This window comes from Klebsiella sp. KPN54798, assembly GCF_021184225.1.
Taxonomy (GTDB): Bacteria; Pseudomonadota; Gammaproteobacteria; order Enterobacterales; family Enterobacteriaceae; genus Klebsiella; species Klebsiella pneumoniae.
In genome coordinates, this window is the sequence record NZ_CP089234.1 from 1,820,972 (window position 1) to 1,842,091 (window position 21,120).

The window sequence follows — 21,120 nt, forward strand, 5'->3', positions numbered from 1 at the left end:
GGCGCATTTAATGAATAAGGAGCAGGTATGACGGTGAATAAGCTTGAGCCAGACAACGGCACGCCGAACGATGAGCTGTTCACGGTGGCGGGTATGTTTGACGGCTCGCTGTATAAATTACTCCTGCGCATGGCGTTGCCGATGTTTGTCGGTATGTTAACGCAGGTGACCTATGCCATCGCCGATATTTTTTGGCTGAGCCACATTGATGTCACCAACAGCGGCATCATTGCCGGTGTGGGGCTGGTTTTCCCCGTTGGAATGGGGTTATTTGCCATCGCCAACGGCATTCAAATCGGTATGGGATCTTTGCTGTCCCGCGCCATCGGCATGCAGCGGTTGGATCGTGCACAGCGGATTTTGTCGGTCGGTATCATCATCGCGCTATTCTTTGCGATCGTGATCACCGTACTTGGCTATGTTTATGCCCAGCCGCTATTGCGCTCACTGGGGGCACGAAGAGCATCATCGGCTACGCAACGGAGTTCTATTATTATTCGCTGCTGACCGTGTTCAGCATCATGTTGATTGGCGTCATGATGGGGCTGTTTCAAGGCGCGGGTAAGATCATGGTCATCATGAAGGCCTCATTGTTGGGGCGTTGGTAAATATTATGCTCGATCCAATCATGATCTTTGTATTCGATTTTGGTGTGAAAGGGTGGCATTGGCGTCGTTTCTGGCGCAACTGAGTATGGTCGCCTATTTCATCTACACATTGATGGGATTACATATCGGGTTGAGTATACGCATCGCGTTACGCCCATTCTCCTGGAAAATCTACCGAGAGTTTCTCTCCGTCGGCATGGCGCAGATGCTGATGCAACTGATCATTGCGGTCGGCATAGTGATTTATAATTTTTTTATCGTCAGGCTGGACGTAAACGCGATGGCAGCGTTTACGCTCACTGGTCGCATCGACTATTTCATCATCACGCCGATGCTGGCTATCGCGACCGCGTTGCTGACTGTGGTGGGGCAAAACTGGGGACACGGAAATGTCACCCGCACGCTGAATGCCTATTGGGCCGCCGTCGCGCTGGCCTTCTCTATTGTGCTGGTGTTAGCCGTTATGCATATTGTACTGGCACCCTGGATGTATCCCCTGTTTACTCGTGTTGTTGCCGTGAGTGACTATGCGGTACTGCAAACCCGTATCATGGCACTGGCACTACCCTTTGTCGCTATCAGCCTGTTAGCAAGTGAATATTATCAGGCCATTGGTAAGCCTTGGTATTCGGTGTTGTTGACGCTGATGCGTCACGTGTTTATATCTGTCCCTGTCGTATACCTGCTGGCGATTGTGTTAGAGATGCGTATTACCGGCGTCTATTTTGGGGCGATGAGCGGCACTTTTGTGGCTGCGTTGTTGGCGTGGCGTCTGCTGCGTCTTTCACCTCGTCTGCTGCGATGGAATCAGGAGGCGGTGCGCTCCCAACACTTGGATATGGAGGTGGCACCATGATGTCGGGCAATCCGTTGTCGTGGCCACAGGAACAGTGCCACATCATTGATCAACTGTATCCTTACAGTGCCGTAAACATCATTGGTGGTGTGGTCACCATTGAGGGAATTGTCGATCTGCCCCGACTACACGCGGCCATCCAGTCCGCCATTCGGCAATTTGATGCGTTGCGTATGTGGTTTGTGATGGGAGAGGAGAGTGAAGTGGTCAGCCAAGTGCAGCCTTATCACTGGCGCGATATCCGCCATTTGACTTTTTCCCCAGATTATGACAAGGAGAACCTACGCCCAGCGGCGATCGAAACATTTGTTGATGAGTGGTTCCGGCAGCCCTTTACCCTGCTGGCGCACGATTTGTTCGAGTTTGTCACCTTTACGTGCGGTGAACAATACAGCGGTTATTTATTTAAAGCCCATCACGGCATTGCTGATGGTTGGTCAATGGCGTTGTTGTCAAACCATGTCAAGCGAGCATACGAACAGCAGGACGTACCAGATGATGCGTCACCAGCCTATAGCGCATTTCTGGCGCAGCAGCAATCTTATCAGGCGTCAACGCGCTTTGCCGTTGATCGTGGCTGGTGGCGTGACTATATCGACGAATACCGCGACTGCTTTCCAGACAGTTCCCCATCGTTACTACTGAGGGCATCAGTTGTTCCACTTGGCTTGAGCCAGCCATGATTAACCGTCTCTACAGGTTGTGTAATCGTTATGGCTGTACGCTTAATACGCTGTTTATTGCACTCTTCGCTCTCTATCGCGCCAGAGTATGGGGGAGGAAAAAGGCGTAATAGGCGTGCCGTTAGCCAATCGGCATACTCGCGAGGCGCGGCGTTGCTTTGGCATGTTTACTAATCAATTGCCGCTGGCCTATCGACTGGTGCGCACGGAACGATTCTGTGAACGGGTGGCCTTTTTCCAGCGCGAACTGAAACGCGGTTTTAAACACAGCAAATATCCCATTACCTTATTCAACCAGGATTTGGCGGAACAGGGGGGAGGGAAGTTGCGGGCGTTCGATTATTGCGTTAATTATTATAACTTTACCTATGAACGCCACATTGCAGGTGCCGCGCAACGCGTGGAGAGTTACTACAGCGGCGAGCAGTCCTATAAGCTACAGATTGTTTTGCAAACTGTTAATAATCATAAAGAAAGCCTTAGGTTGAGTCTGGAGGCGCTGCGTAGCGCTTTCACTCCGCACCAACTGACAGCGATGAAAAATGGGCTGTTGGATTTAGTCACTGCATTGGATCGGCAACCTGACGCTCGTCTAGGCGATCTCGAAGTCTATCCTGCGCCGCACGTCGCATTGGCATGTGGCTCACTCAAACCCTCATTTACTTCCCGATTTGCAGCGCAAGTTGTGGAGCATGGTGATCGCACAGCACTAATTGATAATGAACAGTCTTTGACTTATCGGCAGTTGGATGACGCTGTTGAGCGGGTTGCGCGTTATCTGCGCCAACAGGGGATCGGACGCGGTCAAGTGGTTGGGATTATCGCTGAGCATAGCGCTCAAACGGTGATGGTTATTTATGGTATTTTGCGCTGCGGCGCGGCATTTCTGCCGCTAAATCCCGCGTTGCCAACGACCCGCCTTTACGCCATGTGTCGTAAAGCGCAGGTAGCGCATATCCTTTACGATCCGGCGATGCATGAATTGACGCAGGCGCTGGCGTTTCCCGCGTCCAGCTTGCTCCAGGCCTTAGCCACTTCGGCGCTTGCTAGAGAACCTTGGCCAGCTATTGAACCGCAGGATCTGGCATATGTGCTGTTTACCTCCGGATCGACCGGCGAGCCTAAGGGCGTGCAAGTCTCTCATGGCAATCTGGCTAACTATCTCCATTTCGCCGCCGAACGTTACTTTACAGCGCAGGACCGGGCTGCGCTCTACTCTTCGCTGTCCTTCGATTTGACCATCACTACGCTGTTCGCCCCCTTATGTGTGGGCGCTAGCATCAGCGTTTGTCGGCACGCCGAGAGCGAAACATTGCTGCGCATGGCCGTGGTTGATCAGCCCAACACAGTGATCAAACTGACGCCTGCACACCTGCGGTTGTTGTGTGCGGCTGGCATAAGCAGTGAGCAGATTCGTACCTTGGTGGTTGGCGGGGAGGATTTCAAGCGGGATCTGGCGCGTAAGGCGGCTGCTCTCTTTCCTCAGGCCGTGATCTATAACGAATATGGGCCGACAGAGGCCACCGTTGGTTGCATGATCTATCGCTACACCGGGCAAGAAACGCTGCCTTCATTGCCCATCGGTATGGCGATCGACGGTTGCCAGGTAGCAATTTGCTCCCCTTGGGGCTGTCCGGTACCGGAAGGCGAAACTGGTGAATTGGTGATTTATGGCGCGTCAGTGACGCAGGGCTATATCGATGCGCCGCAACAAACGGCCGCCGCCTACCTTAAAGATACCAATGGGGTGATGATTGGCTATCGCAGCGGTGATATTGGCTACGCCATCGCTCCTAATACGCTGGTTTATCAGGGACGTAAAGACGATCAGGTCAAAATTAATGGCTATCGTATTGAGCTGTGCGAAATCGAACAAGCGTTGTTGAGCGCACCTCAGGTAGAAAGTGCGGCGGTGGCGGTGATTGATGATGTGCAGGGGCAGCACAGCGGGTTGCTAGCCTGCGTGACACCGTCATCTGTTGATGTAGCTACCGTAATGCAACATCTGCGTCAGCAATTACCCACCTACATGCAACCCAAGCAGTGCTGTGCTATCGCCCAACTGCCGCTGTCGCACAATGGCAAGGTGGACGTGCGTCAGATGGTCGCAACGGTCCGAAACACCGCGCCTGCATCGGGTAGCGAGCGGCTGGGAGATGCGGCGATAAGGCATTCAGTTCGGGTATGTGTGGAAGGGGCGCTGGAGCAAACTGAGTTTGATGATAACGAAAATCTTTATGTCTTGGGGTTGGACTCCATCAAGAGTATCCAGATTGCAGCGCAGCTCAGGCACCACGGCTGGACGATGTCAGCGGTGCAGGTGATGGAGTGTGGAACAGTGAACGCCATCTGTGAGTTTCTCGCTAGTCATACAACGGTGTCACAGCTCGCGCAGTATGCTCATAACACCCGTATCGATCTACCCGCATTGCGTTGGTTTACGCAGTTGGCGTTGCCAGTGCCCAATGTTTATAACCATGTCATTGTGCTGAAAGTGTTGCCGGGCTGCCCGCTCGAGCAGTTACACAACAGGCTGCATACATTAATCCAGCAGCAGCCAGCTTTGCACAGTGCGCTGGACGCTGAGGGGCGGTTGCTAGTATGCGACCCTAATGTGTGTTATCCCAACGAGGTGCTCACGGAATATTCGACGGCGCAGTGGACGTTGGCAGAGGTGATCGCTCAGTGCAATAGCATGCTTGACGTGACAAATGGTCGAGTCTTTACGGCAGCTCTGTTACACGCCCCGCAGCCTGCGTCTAGCACGCTGGTACTCTGTGCCCATCACTTGTGCGTCGATATGCACTCTTGGTATTTAATCCTCAGCACGCTGGACGCCGTCAGCACTGTCAATGGCACCAGCAACAGCGGACTGCATCGCTGGAATGACTATCTGGCGAGCAAAACGGTAGATTCCGCCACACACGAAAGCTGGCGCACAGTATGTCAAACGCTACCGCTGCATTTCCCACCCGTGTCATTGCCAGATGACTCATTACCTCGTACGCGCGCTTGGCGTGAAGACTTTCGCCATCCTTGCGTCAGGAGGTTGTTTGAATCCAGTGGTAATACCGCGTACAGCGCCGAAACCTATGTGCTAACGGCATTGGCGCTGGTGCTGCGTTACTACAGCGAAGAGCCTTGGTGTCGCATCGAGATGGAAGGCATGGGACGCGGCTGCTGGCCCGATGAGCCTGACGTTGCGGATACGGTCGGGTGGTTTACTCTATTTTATCCTTGGGCGATCCCTCTGCATGGCGATATGGCGACACTGTTATCTGCGATCGCTTCCGATTTGGCAAAACGCACGCATGGTGGGGGAGATTACGGTCTGCTGCAAATGCGGCATGCACCGGAAGACTCTCTTGCGCAAGGGATCCGAATGAATTACATCGGTGTGCAGGCGCAACCTTCACTCCGCTATTTTCATATTGATCACTTTAATAGTGATATCTATACCGCGCCTGAAAACGCGCTCGGCTGCGTGCTGGAGTTTAATATTGCGCGCTCGGCAGCTGATGGTCTCTCCTTCCACTGCCGTTTCGATCCCACGCGCATTGCGCTGAATGATGTGCAACTCCTGCTGGCGCGCTACAAGAACAGCCTCACTGATCTGGATGCCTGGCTGTGCCAACACAGCGCCACGCTGACGGGCGCGCCGACTTTGTGGACACTATAAACACGATGCCAACCCTTAAGGAATACAACAATGGCAAAGGATGATTTTACCTGTGGCTCACTGGATATTGCCATTATTGGCATGAGCGGGCGTTTTTCCGGTGCGGAATCGGTGCCCGAGTGGTGGGATAAGTTGCTGGCGGGTGAGGAGTTCACTCAACCGACATGCACAGAAGACGATAATGGGAACCCTTGGATTAGGCTGCGCAATATAATCACCGCTCCCTATGACTTCGATGCTGCATTTTTCAATATTCCGCCTGGCGAAGCCCTGTTGATGGATCCGCAACAACGAATATTTCTTGAATGCTGCTACAACGCTCTTGAGCATGCGGGCTATATTCCCACGCAACTTAAGCGAGTCGGCGTCTATGGGGCGACCTACGCCAATAACTATTTTATCGATCGCGTCTATCCATACCTGAAGATGAGCGGCGATCACCATTATCTTCAGGCGCAGATTGGTAACGAAAAGGATTACTTGTGTGCTCAGGTTGCCTACAAGTTGGGGTTTACCGGACCCGCTGTGAGTGTACAGACCGCCTGTTCCAGTTCGTTGGTGGCAGCATATTTAGCATGCGAGGGGTTATTGACTTTTCAAGCCGATGTTGCGTTGGCAGGTGGGGTCACCTTGGGTTTTTTACAGGCGCACGGCTACAGTCCGCAAGGTGATAAGCTGGTATCGCAAGACGGACACTGCGCCCCGTTTAGCGCTGAGGCGACCGGCACGGTATACAGCAGCGGTGCGGGAGTTGTGGTGCTAAAACGTCTTGAGGATGCACTACGCGACCAAGACAGAGTGTATGCGGTGATTAAAGGAGGTGCGGTAAATAACGACGGCGGGCGTCGGCTGGGGTTTGTCGCCCCCAGCGTAGAAGGACAGGTAGAAGCGATCAATACGGCGCTTGCCGCCGCAGAAGTCGTACCGACTGATATCGCACTGATCGAAACGCACGGTACCGGTACCCCGTTGGGTGATGAGATTGAGCTTGAAGCTCTGCACCGGGTTTTCGCACCGGCATGTGCGCCGCACAGCATTCAATTGGGTGCGGTAAAAGCCAACTTGGGTCACCTGGGAGTCGCTTCCGGTATCGTCAGCTTAATGAAAACCGCACTGACGCTATATACTGGTTTAGTTCCCCCGCAGATCAACCTAGTAAATAAACATAAAAAACTGTTGCAGCCAGCCTCGCCATTTTATCTCAGTGATGTAGTGACTTCTGTCCCACAAACGAAAAGGATCCATGCCACCGTTAGTTCGTTTGGGCTGGGAGGGACCAATGCTCATTTGGTTCTGCAAAACTGGTGCGAGACGCCTGCGCAAGCGGTGCAAGAAAATGAGCGCCGCCTGTTTTTCTTCAGCGCCAAAACGCCATTAGCCCTTAGACAACAGTTGGATGCTCATTATCACGCTCTGGCGACCTATGCGGAAGCAGATAAAGATCGTATCGCCTATACTCTCGCGCAACGCCGGGCACATTTCCCGTATCGCTGTGCGCTGGCGGCAGACAGTGTGGTAGCGTTGCGTGCAAGTTTGGCGAAACTGCGGGATGCTGACATGTCTTTTACCCCTATCAATATGGAAACTACCTTGGTGTTCCTATATCCGGACCGGGACGATAAGCTGGAGAGTGCCCTGACGCATTTGCTGGCTTGTCAACCTAACTTGCGCCAGCGGCACCAGCGCCTGTCTCAGGATGTTGCACAAATCTGCGAACCAGCCGATTGGACGCCAGCATTGCGTCAGTTTATCCAGCAGGTGAGTCTTAGTGAATGGCTGATCGAACAAAGTATCTCGCCTGTGCAGCACATCGGTTACCTGACGGGGGCTGCAGCAGCGCAGTATGTTGCGCGCATCATCTCACTGGAAAACGCTGTTCAGCAGGTGATTGTGGCTGAAACGACACCGGAGCAGACGCTGGCCGGCAACAGTGAACTGAGCGAAATATTGGCTAATCTGGCGGTGACGGAGGGAACGCTGATGCTGGAAATCGGTCGCGCGGGGACGTTTTCCATATTGTATCACCAGCATGCGCAGTGGGTTGGGCAAACAGTATTTTCCCCCATGCTGAATACGGATACGCCTGAGGACATCCTGCCGCTGTTGGGCACTCTTTGGCAACGAGGAGTGACTATTTGTTTACCGGAAATGCCAGCCGTGCAGACTATAGGCTTACCCGGTTATTCGTTTGATCGCGTCCGGTATGAAATTCAGTCCAGTGATGCGAGAGAGAACGCTATGTTACCAGTGAGTTATTTGTCGGTCAGCGACTTTGTGGAGAAAACCTGGCGTTCATTGTTATGCATCGATCATTATGACGAACACGCGGTTATTTTCGAATACGGAGCGACCTCGATGCACGTTATCTCTTTCGTCGACAGCTGTAACCACATTTATAAAATCGGACTGACTGCCGCCGATATTTATGCCAGACCCGCTATCCGTGAGCACAGTGAATTTATCTCCGAATGTGTTGATGGTATTTTATGAGGTGTTCACAGGATGACAATAATGGAACACGTTAGCATTAAAACATTATATCATCTCCTGTGCTGTATGCTGCTCTTTATTTCCGCTATGTGCGCTTTGGCGCAAGAACATGAGCCTATCGGGGCGCAAGATGAGCGCCTGTCGACATTAATTCACCAACGGATGCAGGAGGCCAAGGTCCCAGCCCTTTCCGTAAGTGTGACCATTAAGGGGGTACGTCAGCGATTTGTCTACGGTGTTGCCGATGTGGCTAGTCAGAAAGCGAATACTCTGGACACAGTTTACGAGCTGGGATCGATGAGTAAGGCGTTTACCGGACTTGTGGTGCAAATACTGATTCAGGAAGGCAGACTCCGGCAAGGGGATGATATCATTACCTATCTGCCGGAAATGCGCTTGAATTATCAGGGAAAACCTGCTTCCCTGACCGTGGCTGATTTCCTTTATCATACATCAGGATTGCCTTTTTCAACACTGGCTCGGCTGGAAAACCCTATGCCTGGGAGCGCTGTGGCACAGCAACTGCGCAACGAGAATCTGCTGTTTGCGCCGGGTGCGAAGTTTAGCTATGCCTCCGCCAATTATGATGTGTTGGGCGCGGTGATTGAAAATGTGACGGGAAAAACCTTTACAGAGGTCATTGCGGAACGACTCACGCAGCCGCTGGGCATGTCGGCGACTGTGGCAGTTAAGGGGGATGAGATTATTGTCAACAAGGCAAGCGGCTATAAACTGGGATTCGGCAAACCCGTTCTGTTTCATGCGCCTCTGGCCCGGAACCATGTTCCTGCCGCCTATATCCATAGCACTCTGCCTGATATGGAAATATGGATAGACGCCTGGTTGCACAGAAAGGCTTTGCCGGCAACGCTGCGTGAGGCGATGAGTAACAGTTGGCGTGGTAATAGTGATGTTCCGCTTGCCGCAGACAATCGTATCCTCTATGCCAGCGGTTGGTTTATCGACCAGAATCAAGGCCCTTACATCAGTCACGGTGGGCAGAATCCAAACTTTTCTTCTTGCATTGCGTTGCGACCGGATCAGCAGATTGGCATTGTTGCGCTGGCAAATATGAATTCGAATCTGATACTACAGCTTTGCGCGGATATCGATAATTATCTGCGCATTGGCAAATATGCTGACGGCGCTGGTGATGCAATTACAGCCACCGATACCCTTTTCGTCTACCTCACGTTGTTGCTGTGTTTTTGGGGGGCGGTGGTTGTAGTGCGCGGTGCTTTCCGTGTTTATCGCGCAACGGCGCATGGCCCTGGAAAACAGCAGAGGTTACGTTTACGCGTACGTGACTATATCATCGCCTTGGCGGTTCCTGGGCTCGTGGCCGCCATGCTCTATGTCGCACCGGGTATACTATCTCCAGGACTTGACTGGCGTTTTATCTTGGTATGGGGTCCATCGAGCGTGTTGGCGATACCGTTCGGAATTATCCTGTTAGCTTTCGTTCTGACATTAAATCATCAAATTAAACGAATTCTATTACACAACAAGGAGTGGGACGATGAGTAATATCAGTTTGTATTGTTTGCCATATTCAGGTGGTTCTGCCGCCATGTATTATAAATGGCGTAGCGTGCTGTCGGACAATATTACTTTGCGGCCTTTAGAACCTGCGGGGAGGGGAACTAGAATACGCCAGCCGCTGTGTCTTACGATGGTGGATGCCGTCGCTGACCTTTATCAACAATTTGTGAAACACTACACAGGTGGAGACTACGCCATTTTTGGGCATAGTCTCGGAGGGATCATGGCCTTCGAACTGGTGCATTATATTCTCGATCATGGACATGACATGCCATGCGCGCTGTTTTTTTCCGGCTGTCGCCCACCCGATCGGGCCTCTCATGAAGTAATACTGCATACCTTGCCCGATCAGGCGTTTATGGAAGAGATCGTCAAGCTGGGCGGAACTCCGGTTGATGTCTTTCGTAATAAAGAGTTAATGACAATTTTCACCCCCATCATTAAAAACGATTATCGGCTCTATGAGCAGTATGTATTTCAGGCCAAGGCGCGCACATTAACCTGTCCGATCGTGCTATTTCATGGCGATGCTGACAATCTGGTAATGCAGGATGAATTACTTGCATGGGAAAAATTCACCACACGAAAGACGCGGACTATTATATTTCCTGCTGCCGATCATTTTTTTGTCGATAAGCATTTTGAACAGGTGGTAGGTTATGTGAACCAGACGATTGAATCACTCGAAATAGTAGGGTAGAAATAGTTGTGTAACTATACAAGGAGCAATAGATATGGCTGTTCCATCATCAAAAGAAGAGTTAATTAGAGCTATTAATAGTAATTTTTCTTTATTAAATAAGAAGCTAGAATCTATTACGCCCCAACTCGCCTTTGAACCTCTATTGGAAGGGCACGCGAAGGGGACTACGATTAGCGTAGCGAATCTGGTTTCCTATCTGATTGGCTGGGGAGAGCTGGTGTTACACTGGCATGACCAAGAGGCAAAAGGAAAAACTATTATTTTTCCTGAGGAAGGATTTAAATGGAATGAATTGGGGCGTTTAGCACAGAAATTCTACCGTGACTATGAGGATATTACAGAGTACGAAGTTTTATTGGCACGGTTAAAGGAAAATAAGCAGCAACTCGTGGCTTTGATTGAACGATTCAGTAACGACGAGCTTTACGGTAAACCTTGGTATAATAAATGGACCCGAGGTCGTATGATTCAATTTAATACCGCCTCGCCTTATAAAAATGCTTCGGGGAGGTTAAATAAACTGCAGAAATGTCTTGCAGAATAGCGGGGTGCTTACCGTTTGCCTCCCCACTGATGATTTTTCCGGGCAGCGATGAGTGTGGACTGGCGGCACTATCACCCGCTGCTCCGGAACATATTCTGGTTAATGATACGGATAAAATGTGTAAGACAATAAGTCTACTTAACATAAGCACATGCGAACGCATGTGTATTAAGAACCAATCTTCATAATAAGGTGATTTTTTTTCGACAAGGGTGCTCAAATCGGGATGATTTTTCGTATCCTGACGCAGGAGGATCAAATTCTGATGTCGGATATTGCTGCACTGTATTTCACTCCGAGCTTCGCTGGGAAAATCTATTGCCGCGAGGCCTTTCCTCTGATTTGGTACGAGCCAGGATGGAGGGTAATGTGCTGGGATTAAGATGGTGTTTGATGATACAGTGTCTCCCTGCAAGGCAACGGGGAGTCCTGCAAAACGCGTTAAAGTCGCTCTTTTTGCCTGCGCCGGGTTCCCCTACAGCTATTTGTGCCGGCCGGTGCAGATAAAGACGAATGATATCCAGCAATTTCAAAGGAGCAAGTGCATGAATGATACCGTCCATATGGCCCGAAGTTCAGCACGCAGAGTTCTAACATGCGATCATAGGGAATTTTGGTAGAGGGAAGCTAAAGAAACTGTTTTGGTGAGTCGCTTTATTGCCATTCGCATGAGTGGACGAATAAAGCGATGATGAATATCGCCAACATTGGATTTCTTTCTTCGGATTGCATCGTTATACCCGAAGTCCCCGTGGTGAAAAAAACGTCCCCGGTGGCACATCTTCCCTTATGAAATTTAGATGTGTTATGCCGACTTGATATTTATAGTTCTGTTCGGTCGACTTTTCAGGCAACATATCGTGTACTCGATTTGCCAACCATCTCTGTATATGTCCAATGACTTAATGTAGCCATTTGTTGTTTCCACATTATTCAAACTTCATGTGCCGCTCAGCGAGTACAGCACCGTTGTTGAAATCCGCTAACAACCATATGGTTTGACCTTTATATAATCGCATTATCATCATTGTATTACTGGAGGTCATCATTTTACTGAATTTTCATTCAGTTTATGTCGGTCTAAGACTCACTTGTTGTCGCAAATGCCACTCCTGAGTGCAGCGGGGGGGAGATCAGATGACGACTACATCCAGATTCTACAACTTGTTCTGCGTTGATATTTAGCCGCTAATCATAATGTTCCTAACTTACGGTAATAAAGATCTGTTTAGTTGGCTATGGTCTCCGTCAGTTTCTGGACAGCCAACTTTAACAGGTTTTGCTTCGACCGCTGGCGGTTGCTTGCTCCAGTTCATCAATGGTGCGGAAAAGAAACATTTCGCGGTTCCTCGTGTCGAACGGCACCGGAACGTTGTTCCTCATTACCGTTTTGATGGAGTCAAACAGCCGGATTAACGATGTTTTGGTTTTGTCATCCGGCATGACATACATCGCGTAGTGCCAGTGTCCGGCATCGCTGGCCGCCAGATGACTGTTAATGATGTTGATATAGCGTGCGCGGGTTTTCATTGAGCGCTCCGTTTCGACGGCGACGATTGCGCCGCTATCTAACGTGATAATCCCGTCAGGGCGATGGCGAACACCAGGATAACGCGCCATAAACTCCCCCCGATCACCATTAAGCCAGCCTTGCCCGCCTTTCTCTTCCAGTGCAATTCTGACCCTCTGATTTAGTAGACGATGTTCCAGAGTCCAGTATTTGAGTTTGCCGGGTTCAAAGTATCCAGGGAAAACAGCATCGTCAGGCATGACCACCATTGCTAACCCTGCATAGTTATCCCCAAATCGTTATTTTTTGTTTTACCCCAGGCATTTCGTGTTTGATGATGAAGCCAGCTTTAATTGCTCTATTTAGTACCTTATATAATGGGCTGTGAGAATTTTTGCTAAAGCCGAGAACACGTCTTAGTGTGTTAAAATCAGAATAAGTTTCTTCTTTCAGAAAATTTAGAAGGGAGAGCATTTTGTCAGCAGAGGCTTTTTTTCTCTCTGATACGTTATGTATAAGCATATCAATCCTTACAAATTAATAGATGGCTTATTTTGTTCATTGATTTCGGTTTGTGGTTGTTCAGATTGAGGATTTTCAAATGACAGCAATTCAATATGTTTCTTTTTAACCAGAATAGGGGACATCTTTGTTGCCTTCGCCAGTTCTTTTGTTGTAAATACAAAGCCGACCTTTTCAGGGAGATTTAAAAACATATTACTGTCAACGTAGTAACTTTCTGCCTGTCTTATCATACGGTCTGTATCCATTTTTTCCGTTAATGATAAATCAGTCCTTACTTTCCTCATTTCATCATCGACCAGGATTGAACCTGTCATTTTTGCCGCCCATTCTGCTGTTTCTGGATTTTGAATTTTATAAATCAATTTGAATTTGGCGTTTTCAATGATGGCTCCAATAACTGCATCACCATTTAAATCAGACGGACAGTCACGCAGATCGTCTATCGCCTGAAAAGCCATGAATATATGCACGCCTTTATCTCGTGCCGTTCCAAGCCCCTCAAGGGCGGGGCGGGATAGATGATATTTCAATTCGTCGAGAAAAATAGCAACAGTACGCGGGGTGCTGTTTATTCTGTCCCTGGTCTCTGCTATTTGTATCAGGCGGGTCAGAATCATCCTTTGTGCGGATATTATTTTTTGATTTCGTGTTGAACCAATAATGTAGCAACAACCACCTTCATCAAAAACCTCCTTTAATGAAAATCCATTTGTGGCATTAATTGAGTTAACTAAAGCAACTTCTTCCAGCTCACCAAAAAATGCGGGAGCAGCTTGACGTAATGACTGAACAAAATCAGTGTTAAATAAATCATAAAGTGTCATTCCTTTTTCATAAATTGCTGATGTATTTCTGGCTGCGCGGCGGTCAGAGATTCGATAAAAATCTGAAGCTTCCCTTTTTTAGCCAGACTAAAGCCAGCGTTAAATAGTTCCTCCAGTTGTTCATGAGAGATATCAGCCAGTAAATCAAGCTGAAAATTTGGCTTGTTCAAATTTATAAGTGTAAATTTCTTGCCCGCTTTTTTACATGCTTCCCTGAGTACATGTGGTGCCCATTCATCATCTTTTGGATCTTCTACAAAAACAGCCTCGCCTGCAAGAATTGCCTGATAAAGTAGAATGGCTGCAGTGACACTTTTCCCTGAACCAGTTGTGCCGATAATTGCTGCGTGTTGGGTCTTGAATTCTTTTATGGTTATGTATTGCGGCTGGTCATTTTTGTTTAAGCCAATGAAAGCACCTTTCTTTAAATCAATGTAATCGAGTGGGTTGTATTCTATGCTCTCGGGCAACAGCTCTTTTACTTTACGTACATCCGTTCTGGTATTTCTCTCCAGCTTGGTTTTCTTAATCATTCGATGTTTCAGGTTGTCAATTTCTCCCGCCAGAAGTCGTCGGGCTGCAATATGAAAGAATAATCCTGCTGTCGTAAATGTGACTGTCATGATCCATAGTGGAATTCTGAACAGTATGTTGTTGTCGAGTAATTTAAAAAAGTAGCTCAGCCCTGAATAGTTAGCGGTGATATGGTACCGAATATAAAAAAGAAAATAGACACACACGCCACCGATTTTAACCAGAACGGAGCGTTCTTTCTTTCCTCTCGGGAAGGTTGACTATAAACGGTAATGTAAGACCTGCGAACAGGGATAATATGACAGGGCTGTTTTGCAGCCATAACAGGAAAAAGGAAAAGGCGTCAGCAAAAGCATTCAGCCTTTGCATAAGATGTGATCCCATATTTGCTAACTCCATTAAAAATCGTAGTGATGGGGTCAAGTCATGGAGTCATCGCATGGAGTCGCAGCTTGACTCCATGCGATGACTCCATCAAATGACTCCATAAAACAGAAAAAGACAGTGATCGCCAGTGGCGATCAAGCCCGTTATCCCTGCTTTCAGAAAACAGCCGACCAGTGGTCGTCTGTCCTCTGAAACGCCCGAATAACGGGCAACGGCGTGTGTCATTACGTTCGGGCTGGACGCCCTCACTGCATGGCACATGGGGGTAATGTCCCGGCTGGACGCCGGACCAAAACCCCCAGGGTCAAAGGCGGCACACCGTCGCGCGCTACGCGCGACCAACCCCTTTAAGACGCGCGTTTAGCCTATTTTTTCTTCGCAAGCTCGAAAAAATGGGAACGCTGCTTTAAAGGGGTTGGTCGCGCCTAATCGGCATATTCCCCGCTGGGGCGGGAAATATAGCCTGGCTGCGACGGTGTGCGGGGCAAGCCCCCCACAAAAACCGGCACGTGGGCGTGCCTTTTTGCTCGCTGGGGCGGCAAAATTTTTGCGGCTCCCCCCGGCCCGCTTCAATTCGCTGGGGCGAATGTTCGCGGGTGGACGTGGAGCCTGAAAATTAGCAATTTCTCCGAAATTGAATTTTCTGTCCACGTTCCACTTCATTATTTTTCGTCTTAACAATTTCTTCGAAATTGAAGCCAAAAATAATGAAGCCTTAAAACCCCGTCGCCTGTTAGCCTGTGTGTTGTACAATACATTTTTTGTTCTGTGTGATTACATCTGTTCGCGGTATATTTCAGCTCTGCATTCCATTTCCGCTTCCAGCACCTCACTCCAGGTTGTATCATCAATTTTTGTGCCTTTACTTTCTGCATACCTCATTAATTTGTTTGCGTCAGCTTCATTAAGTTCTGAAAGATGAGCGCGCAAAAGGCCGATTAATCTGCTTGCGTATATTTCGTAATACAGCCCGCAACCTCTGTGGGCTTCTTTTGATAACGTGTCATATACCAGGGCTACCGATATTCTGTCCTGATTGCGGGAGTATATATTTCGGATGAATAAGTCTTCTTTTGGCATGTCGCACCTTTTACAGTAAACAGGATGTTATACGGATTATTACTATCCTCTGACCTTACCGTACCTGGACAGTATTTTATTTACGGCCTCCGGATCTGCGTCGGGACATTCACCAAGGAACGCTTTTCTCGCCTTCAAAGTATGGTTGGGTAAGAAACCATGTTTATTCTTTTTGACTATTTTAAAAAAAGCCTTTTCTGCAGAACGGCATTCACGCCCGCCACTATTACCCGTAGCTTTTCCGTACATACAAAGAACAACTTCGCACGGGTCAGCGGCAAAGGAATAAACTGGGGTTCCTGCTGCCAGACATAGTGCGGCCACCGCGATAACGGTTTTTTTCATGGTAAATCCTTATCAGATTGTGTTTTAAACAGATTAGCGAGAGAAATAAATGGTGGTTTCCCTGCACGTCAGGCAATTAAAAACAGGCTGGTATTCAATGACGCCTTTTGCGCCATTCTGGCGAAGCCAGTTTCTGGCATTAAAGAAATCAGTACCGGATTGTGCAGAGACGACAATTCGTGTTGAGTGGGCGGCAGCGTAAAATACTGCTGGCGTCCATGTTGTGTCGTGGAAACTATGTGTGCTGACTGATAATGTCCATTTACCGTTAACTGTCGGGGACGGGACTGTAACGTTATTGTCACGCCATTGCGGTAAACGGGTGTTTAATGGCTCAGCGGCTTTATCCCACGCTACAGGAACGGGAGGCGGCGGCGATGAACATCCGGTAATTATTGCCGCCAGGATGATGACTGTCATTTTATTTGTCATGCTTTCATCTCCTCAAAATATTGATTGCGATGGGCCGGGCGGAAATAAATGTCATTCATACGGCGGACATCTCCGTCCAAATCAATGCTCACTATCACGTCCAGACTGTCCAGAACCTTACGCAACATAAATGTATAGGGGAGCTGGGCGCACTGTGGGTTCTCGTAGCAACGGGTAATAAATCCATCTATTGCTTCTTTTGCTGACCCGGCATGAATGGAGGTCATGCTTCCTTCATGGCCGGAACCTGTAATTTTGAGAAAATCCCAGGCTTCCGCGCCGCGAACTTCTGTCAACAGAATGCGGTCAGGGTTCATGCGGTAATTCCAGCGTAAAAGGCTCGCCGGAGTAACGACAGACCCTTTTTCATCGGATGACTCAGAAGGATAAAACAGGTGAACGTAGTTCCTGTGTTTAAAAAATATTATCTCCGGATTGTCTTCTATCGTCGTTATGCGTAAATGGACAGGGATATACTGTATCAACATTTTCATGAATGTTGTTTTCCCTGAACCAGTTTCACCTGCGACGGCTAATGTTTTTCCATACTCCACGCATTTCTCCATAAACAGAGGAATATTTCTGGCGTTGTACAATGCAATTAATTCTTCGTCGTGTGTCTCCGTCTTCTCGTCGTTTGTTACCCGGTTATAAAATCCCGCATCGATATATCCCTGGTGCGGGATTTGTATCTTCGAGGGCTTACGGATGGTGACAGACACCGTATCGCGCTCACAGGCCGGAGGAACAATAACCTGGCACCGTTCGCCAGATTCCAGCGTGGCTGACAGTCCCGGCTTAATATCTTCGATATTGTCGCCGTGGTGCTTTGCCAGGCACCGGGCAAAGTTGTAGCAATCCTCATAGCTCAAAGGAACGGCATGCTGTTCCCACATGCCGTTGATTTTGGTATACAGCTCACCTGGACGGTTGACGGCGATTTCCGTCAGGCCGGGAAGCTCCAGAAAGTCGCCAAAGAAACGCTGTTTATAGCGGTCGAGGGAGATATTTTTAGCGGTCATCTTTTACCTCTTTCATCCGGGAAAAGACTTCATCAACAGAAAGAATGAAGAGAGAACTGACTGCTACCAGCCAGGCAAGCTGGAGTAAGCCAGACACACTTTTTCCTAACATGATCGCTTCACGGTCAGTTAAAGGGCGCAGGTGATACCAGATTTGATTGATGGCCATCCACGCCGAGGGCGGTGCAAACAGCAGAAAAAGAAAACCCGCGATAAGTAATGCAAGTGGTGCATCACGCAGGCTCTGGCCGACAATACGTGCAATGTACATAACCAGAATGGCTATGCGTTTCTTGTTTGCTCTCGTCATAACGTATTCCTTTATTGTTTGATTTTCAGTGTGTAAATGTTTGAAAAATCAATATCCTCGCCTGTGATCAGGTTGATGATCTCGCCCTGATTCTTATAGAGCGTTGGGGGAATATTGATGCTGTTCTCCAGCGTGGTACGCGCCATATCTGCCATAGCCTGGCGGCTGTTTTCCGTATAGTCCGTATTGCGGTCTTTTTTACCCGCACTGTTGGATGCCCATGCGCCAATATCGGGGATCATGCCGACCATTAACGCGCCGCCGAACCGTTCCCAGAAGTGCGAATCTATCCAGCCATCAACGCCAGCCTCGCCCAGATCGCCAGCCGCGCTGGTATCAACCAACGGGATATCGAGATAAGGCGGCTGGCGGGTGCGTAGCTTCGTCGCAATGATGAATGCCCGCCCTTGCCCGTGCTTCATACCTTCTTCCGCTATGGCGCGGTAAAGTAATGATGCCGTGGTGCCTTTCTCTATCAGCTTCGTGTTGCCGCTGGCGCTCCAGATGTCAGTAGTGACCGTGCAGCGAAGTTTCCCCGCCCGGTCAGATACAAAGCGGCGATCCAGTGAGCAGGGGATCGAGGTATTTTCCGGGATGTACAGGTCAGGGTTATAGGGTATGCGGCGCACTGGTGCGGGGCTTTGTCCCGGCGGCGGTGCGGCGGTATTTGTGGCCGCGCTGCTGTCCTGTTGTCCGGTGGTCGTTGCCGATGTCAGCGTCATTTCCTGCTGCCGGGTTTTTACCGGGTTCTGTGTGGTGGCCGAACCATCACGGCGAATAAGGAAGCTGGCTTTGTTGAGTTCTGGCGGGGCGGCCGGAGCCACCTGCCCTGTTCCCCCCGTGCTGCTCTGGCCGTTATCCTGTTGCTCTGGCTCTTCTTCGGCTGTATCGGTGGACATACCGAGATCGTTACGCTGCCGGTAATCGGTTTTGTTCGTCTGCGGGGCTGTGTCCTGTTTCTTTTCTTCCGTAGGCTGCCACAGGATATTGCGATAAACCCAGTTACCACCCCATGCCAGGAAGATAAGCGTGACCGCGACAATGGCAAGAAAGGCGGTTGCTTTGCCCCGTTTGCGCTTTTTCAGCTTGTTAACGGCGGGTTGTACCGGGTCTTTCTCTTCGTCGTCCTGCGCATTGAGAAGCTCGGCCTCCCTTTTAGCGCGGGCTTCCCGCTCAAGCGTGGCAATATCATCCTCAGCGTGTGCCGGGAATGCCTGCGCTTCATCCGGCACAGGCATTTTGTTTTCGTCGTTCATATGCACGTTTCCTTTTATAAAAATATAAAAATATTTTTATAGGTTAATTGGATTCCGGTTTTTCCACTCTTTCCACCTGCCGGGATACGGTGGAACCATCGGCGGCGTGTACCTTGCCAAATCCGCTATTTTCCAGACCCACAACGGCATTACCGGAACGCAGTACTAGGCGTGGCGTCACCTCCTGAATCACCAGTACGGTGAAATCGCCTTTCTTCTGGATACTGCTGTTAACCACATGCTCTTTGCCGTTCAGCTCTTTGGTGACGGAAGGAATGGACTTAGACGGGGAGAAGCCCACGAACGTAAAGCGGCCATCGTCGTAAGCAAAATCGGGAACAATGTTGAAACTGCCTTTGCCCGGATATTTGGTGTAACTCCAGTTGCGGGGCGTCTGCGCCGAGTTCAGCGCTTTCTGGACGCTGGCCTGTTGCTGTTTCTGCTCCCACTCGCGCTGTCTGGCCGTCGCCTCCCGGCTCGCTTTGTCCCGTTCTTCGCCCGGATAGCGATAGCTCACCTGGAAAGCGGGTTGTTGTGCCGATTTATCATCGATGACGTTCAGCTCGACGTTGTACAGGCGCTTACTGGTGACAACCAGCATATTGGTATGCCAGTCCCGGCTGTTCGGGGGGATCACGACCTGCGTTGTGTTGCCATCTTCTCCGGGCGCTCCCTGCGTGAGCGCGACCGGGCGAACGTTGACCCGGTTTGCATCCGGCGTGGCTTCCCACGCCTCATCAAAGCCAGGTTTGGCGCTTATGACCGCCTCATCGTTATCAAAGACTAGCGTTGTCATAAAGCCGGGTTTGGTGTTAACGACAGTGACGTTCTGCGGGTTATAGATAACCTGCTGCACGCGGGAGTCATAGCGGCTTGCCTGCGGTATGGCCGCAGCCCATGCCGCGCCGCACATCATCAGTGCCAGTGCGGTAAACGTTAACTTTTTCATCATTCACCTCCCCGGATTTCGCGGTCGGTCTGCCAACTGGTGACGGTAAAGCCGAAGTAGTTGATCTCGCGTTCCGCATCGCTCATTTCCTTGTCAGGGTTAGAATGGAACGTGAACCGGGCATCCCAATATTCGTTGCGGGTGCTGTTATCAGCCAGACGGCGGATAATCTTCTTGTAGCGGATGGTGGCGACCCTATCAGGGGCTGTCGCATCGGTGATCTGGTTGGACAAGATCTCCACTTTCACGGTGTGCGCCCCGTTCTTATAAACCTTGTCTGGGGCGTTTTTTCCGGCGTAAAGCGCCAGATAGTCATCGTTTACCTGGGGAGCGTTGTAGACTTGTACCGTCTCGTAGTCGTCCTGCAAAGAGGGATAGACATACCGCTCACGCACTTTGACGTAGTTTGCGGCCATCGCCTTTTGATAGGCTTCTGTTGCGGTCAGGCTGGTTTTCGATGTCCGGGTAACGTGTTCCACCCGTCCTGTGTGGTTATCCAAGGTATACAGCTCAACGTCCGTCTGTTTCAGCGGCAACATCACGACCACGGCGACGAGCGCCAGTACCGCAATCAGCAGACCCATACCGCCAACAACAAAACCGGCTTTTGTGGCGCGTTTATCCCGCTCAATCATTTGCTGCTCAAAAGTGCGGGATTCAGCTATTAATTTCTGTTCACTCATGACTGTTTAACTCCGCCATAATTTGAGGGGTGTTTACGGGTTCTCCCTTACCGCTAAAGGCAGAGGGAGGCGTGTTCTGGGCGCAGCCAGAAAGCGCGCACAGCAAAGCCAGCGCAATCAAGCGTTTCATCAATGATTTCCTCAACTAAATTAGATAT

12 protein-coding genes and 4 pseudogenes are annotated in these 21,120 nt (G+C 49.8%); 6 read left to right on the forward strand and 10 right to left on the reverse strand.

Features of this window, described 5'->3' with window-relative positions; genetic code table 11:
• Window positions 1–27: 27 nt before the first annotated feature.
• The 6 genes and pseudogenes from clbM to clbS all read left to right on the forward strand — a co-directional run bounded on the left by clbM (window position 28) and on the right by clbS (window position 11,105).
• A pseudogene (clbM, locus tag LPQ25_RS08720) lies at window positions 28–1,464 on the forward strand (precolibactin export MATE transporter ClbM).
• A pseudogene (gene clbN / locus LPQ25_RS08725) lies at window positions 1,461–5,826 on the forward strand (colibactin non-ribosomal peptide synthetase ClbN). The pseudogenes clbM and clbN overlap by 4 nt, the downstream one beginning before the upstream one ends.
• Window positions 5,827–5,856: 30 nt before the next feature.
• On the forward strand, window positions 5,857–8,316 hold the full coding sequence (gene clbO / locus LPQ25_RS08730) for a colibactin polyketide synthase ClbO (protein ID WP_001029878.1): 2,460 nt from the start codon (window positions 5,857–5,859) through the stop codon (window positions 8,314–8,316).
• A 12-nt stretch (window positions 8,317–8,328) separates the two neighbouring features.
• Entirely contained in the window at window positions 8,329–9,843 is a 1,515-nt protein-coding gene (gene clbP / locus LPQ25_RS08735; protein WP_002430641.1) for a precolibactin peptidase ClbP, read from the forward strand.
• A complete protein-coding gene (clbQ, locus tag LPQ25_RS08740) occupies window positions 9,836–10,558 on the forward strand; it encodes a colibactin biosynthesis thioesterase ClbQ (protein ID WP_000065646.1) in 723 nt (240 codons plus the stop codon). The genes clbP and clbQ overlap by 8 nt, the downstream gene beginning before the upstream one ends.
• 34 nt (window positions 10,559–10,592) lie before the next feature.
• Window positions 10,593–11,105 (forward strand): colibactin self-protection protein ClbS, encoded by a 513-nt coding sequence (gene clbS, locus LPQ25_RS08745; protein WP_004175305.1) that lies wholly within the window; start codon window positions 10,593–10,595, stop codon window positions 11,103–11,105.
• 1,269 nt (window positions 11,106–12,374) lie between these two features.
• On the opposite strand, the pseudogene mobC reads toward clbS, so the two are convergent.
• The 10 genes and pseudogenes from mobC to LPQ25_RS08795 all read right to left on the reverse strand — a co-directional run bounded on the left by mobC (window position 12,375) and on the right by LPQ25_RS08795 (window position 20,962).
• Window positions 12,375–13,137 (reverse strand): annotated as a pseudogene (gene mobC / locus LPQ25_RS08750) (MobC family replication-relaxation protein).
• Window positions 13,138–13,145: 8 nt separating this feature from the next.
• Window positions 13,146–14,882: pseudogene (locus tag LPQ25_RS08755) on the reverse strand (type IV secretion system DNA-binding domain-containing protein).
• A gap of 777 nt (window positions 14,883–15,659) precedes the next feature.
• Window positions 15,660–15,965, reverse strand: coding sequence for a hypothetical protein (locus tag LPQ25_RS08760; protein WP_012131835.1), 306 nt, complete (start codon window positions 15,963–15,965; stop codon window positions 15,660–15,662).
• A 42-nt stretch (window positions 15,966–16,007) separates the two neighbouring features.
• Complete coding sequence (locus LPQ25_RS08765) at window positions 16,008–16,310, reverse strand: TrbM/KikA/MpfK family conjugal transfer protein (RefSeq protein ID WP_016831829.1); 303 nt, start codon at window positions 16,308–16,310, stop codon at window positions 16,008–16,010.
• A gap of 33 nt (window positions 16,311–16,343) precedes the next feature.
• Entirely contained in the window at window positions 16,344–16,742 is a 399-nt protein-coding gene (locus tag LPQ25_RS08770; RefSeq protein ID WP_012131837.1) for a cag pathogenicity island Cag12 family protein, read from the reverse strand.
• A complete protein-coding gene (virB11, locus tag LPQ25_RS08775; RefSeq protein ID WP_004175311.1) occupies window positions 16,739–17,764 on the reverse strand; it encodes a P-type DNA transfer ATPase VirB11 in 1,026 nt (341 codons plus the stop codon). Before virB11 ends, LPQ25_RS08770 begins: the two co-directional genes overlap by 4 nt.
• The gene (locus tag LPQ25_RS08780; RefSeq protein ID WP_004175313.1) at window positions 17,754–18,074 is read right to left on the reverse strand and encodes a hypothetical protein; all 321 of its coding nucleotides are present in this window, start codon (window positions 18,072–18,074) and stop codon (window positions 17,754–17,756) included. The genes virB11 and LPQ25_RS08780 overlap by 11 nt, the downstream gene beginning before the upstream one ends.
• An 11-nt stretch (window positions 18,075–18,085) precedes the next feature.
• Window positions 18,086–19,330, reverse strand: a complete 1,245-nt coding sequence (gene virB10, locus LPQ25_RS08785; RefSeq protein ID WP_012131839.1) for a VirB10/TraB/TrbI family type IV secretion system protein — start codon at window positions 19,328–19,330, stop codon at window positions 18,086–18,088.
• A gap of 43 nt (window positions 19,331–19,373) precedes the next feature.
• On the reverse strand, window positions 19,374–20,282 hold the full coding sequence (gene virB9 / locus LPQ25_RS08790) for a P-type conjugative transfer protein VirB9 (RefSeq protein ID WP_000976328.1): 909 nt from the start codon (window positions 20,280–20,282) through the stop codon (window positions 19,374–19,376).
• The gene (locus LPQ25_RS08795) at window positions 20,279–20,962 is read right to left on the reverse strand and encodes a VirB8 family type IV secretion system protein (protein WP_000003229.1); all 684 of its coding nucleotides are present in this window, start codon (window positions 20,960–20,962) and stop codon (window positions 20,279–20,281) included. The genes virB9 and LPQ25_RS08795 overlap by 4 nt, the downstream gene beginning before the upstream one ends.
• Window positions 20,963–21,120: the final 158 nt, after the last annotated feature.

What these genes read in the sequence shown, in the direction of transcription:
- clbO (WP_001029878.1), top strand. Translation starts at nt 5,857, where the DNA reads ATGGCAAAGGATGATTTTACCTGTGGCTCACTGGATATTGCCATTATT.
- clbP (WP_002430641.1), top strand. Translation starts at nt 8,329, where the DNA reads ATGACAATAATGGAACACGTTAGCATTAAAACATTATATCATCTCCTG.
- clbQ (WP_000065646.1), top strand. Translation starts at nt 9,836, where the DNA reads ATGAGTAATATCAGTTTGTATTGTTTGCCATATTCAGGTGGTTCTGCC.
- clbS (WP_004175305.1), top strand. Translation starts at nt 10,593, where the DNA reads ATGGCTGTTCCATCATCAAAAGAAGAGTTAATTAGAGCTATTAATAGT.
- LPQ25_RS08760 (WP_012131835.1), bottom strand. Translation starts at nt 15,965, where the DNA reads ATGCCAAAAGAAGACTTATTCATCCGAAATATATACTCCCGCAATCAG.
- LPQ25_RS08765 (WP_016831829.1), bottom strand. Translation starts at nt 16,310, where the DNA reads ATGAAAAAAACCGTTATCGCGGTGGCCGCACTATGTCTGGCAGCAGGA.
- LPQ25_RS08770 (WP_012131837.1), bottom strand. Translation starts at nt 16,742, where the DNA reads ATGACAAATAAAATGACAGTCATCATCCTGGCGGCAATAATTACCGGA.
- virB11 (WP_004175311.1), bottom strand. Translation starts at nt 17,764, where the DNA reads ATGACCGCTAAAAATATCTCCCTCGACCGCTATAAACAGCGTTTCTTT.
- LPQ25_RS08780 (WP_004175313.1), bottom strand. Translation starts at nt 18,074, where the DNA reads ATGACGAGAGCAAACAAGAAACGCATAGCCATTCTGGTTATGTACATT.
- virB10 (WP_012131839.1), bottom strand. Translation starts at nt 19,330, where the DNA reads ATGAACGACGAAAACAAAATGCCTGTGCCGGATGAAGCGCAGGCATTC.
- virB9 (WP_000976328.1), bottom strand. Translation starts at nt 20,282, where the DNA reads ATGATGAAAAAGTTAACGTTTACCGCACTGGCACTGATGATGTGCGGC.
- LPQ25_RS08795 (WP_000003229.1), bottom strand. Translation starts at nt 20,962, where the DNA reads ATGAGTGAACAGAAATTAATAGCTGAATCCCGCACTTTTGAGCAGCAA.